Origin of the sequence: Bartonella phoceensis (assembly GCF_902825145.1) — a bacterium.
Taxonomy (GTDB): Bacteria; Pseudomonadota; Alphaproteobacteria; order Rhizobiales; family Rhizobiaceae; genus Bartonella; species Bartonella phoceensis.
On sequence record NZ_CADEAD010000025.1, the window covers coordinates 1 to 1,933 of the forward strand.

Sequence of the window (1,933 nt, forward strand, 5' to 3'; positions counted from 1 at the left end):
TGTAGGGCAATCCATTCATTGTGACGTAACCGTTCGCAAGCTTGAAGGAATTTTCATCTGCTTTACCAGAAACTTGAATGAGTGAAACACCGCGCATATTCGTGGGAATGGAGTCTTCATCTTTTGCGTTCTCACTCCTTGAAAGACTATTGAAATGGATTGTTGTAGTACCTGATACATTGCCATGGACAAGGAGACGATCTGTTTTTTGTTGTTCTTTCGTTAGACCATTGCTCCATTTCGTGTTGAAATAAATTCTCGCATTACCCATTGCATAGTAAGCAGTTTCTACAGTAGGGACCATATTGTCTCGCGATTCATAAACCTCAGCGGTTCGCCCTACACTCAAGGTTTGATATTGATCCTTTCCCAAGATAGGTGGTACATTAGTAGATGGTACATTAAATATGATAGAGCTATTATCAAGGTTCAGTACAGAAACAGTCGAAAGTGCTCGTTGTTTAAGGTCACTGAGATCGAAATTAAAGGTATTAAAATCAGTATCTACATCCTCTTGACTGACCTTTAAATACCACTTGCTGTTGTTTTTTAGCGTAAGAACTGTTGTATTTATTTTTAATGTTCTTGCTCTTCCTTCGACAATCGAATTGTCAGCAGTTAATGTAAGAGAGACAGGAAGAGTATCTTCGTCATGTCTTATAAGCCTTGTTTTATTTCTCAATAACATGTCGGCACGAATTTCTGAATTTTTAAGATGAACCTTCGCAACAGATTTTGAACCGTAAGGTCCCCGAATACCAACACCATCTTCCACAATGAGCTTTGAATTGATCAAATTCACTTGGTTAACAACTTGCTCTTTCCCTTTTAGTTTATTCTTTGGGGTTTCATAAAAAACAATACCACCGGCTCCTCCTTTTTGGACGATGATAATTGAATCTCCAACATTAATTGTACCATTTCTAGTTTCTAAACCTATGTATCCTGTATTTGCTTCAACTTTCTTAGCATCAATGCGCCCACCTGTTGTCGCAGAAAGTGCAGTTAAATCCGTTTGTATTGTTGAATTTGTAATTGTGAGAACTGATTTCTCTTGAGAAGACACTCCAGGACCTTTACTGCGAACAAGAAAATTATTAAAGGTCTTTTCTTGTCCATCATTCAACTTAAGCATATTTATAATTTTAGGAGACGATGTATCTGCATAAGTCGGAAGGAAATGAGAGAAAACCAAAGCCCCAGCAATTGTACATAACAAAAAACTTTTCTTATAAATAGATTTCTTACACATAGATATGCCTTTATTATTGGTATGCCTTTGATGCTTACTTCATCCCCCTGATGGTGCAAGTACCGAGGGGGTTTTATATCATTATATTTTTATTGTAAAGAACAAAACGAACTATTAAGCAACGTTCTCTATACCTAGAAAATTTGCTTTAGGGAACCTTTTAAAATGGTCATCCAAATCAGTGGAAAACCAGTCCAGGAAAATTGCTTTTGATAAGCTTATATTCAAAAAAATCCTATAAAACAGGGAATTTTGAAGCATGTCTCATGAGAAAATTTATTGTCATGAAAGTTTTATACATTTAAGGTGGAAATTAACTTAGAGGCTCTCAAAAAGATTTCAACCAGTCCTCTTATCTAAGAAAGAAGGGGATAAATGATCGTTATGTATTTTTATTTTATATATAAAATAAAAGATCAAGATATTTGATAGGTCTTTTTTCTTAAAAGGAAAAAGAGTCTATAATAAAATAATTCCGATTTTTATAAATTAAGAAAAAGTGCAACATACCTCTTGTTATATTGAGTGTATATTGCACTTTTTTATTTCCTTTATTTTAGAATCGGTAGCGCATTCCACCGGAAAGATACATTCCAGATACACCAGCTTTTTGGAGTTTTTGTTGATAATTAACATCAGCATGGAAGACGATATTTTGAGATACTTGCGCATTCACACCAA

1 pseudogene is annotated in these 1,933 nt (G+C 34.8%); it reads right to left on the reverse strand.

Features of this window, described 5'->3' with window-relative positions:
• Positions 1–1,252, reverse strand: a pseudogene (locus J7R07_RS07905) (hypothetical protein); the annotation flags it as partial.
• Positions 1,253–1,933: the final 681 nt, after the last annotated feature.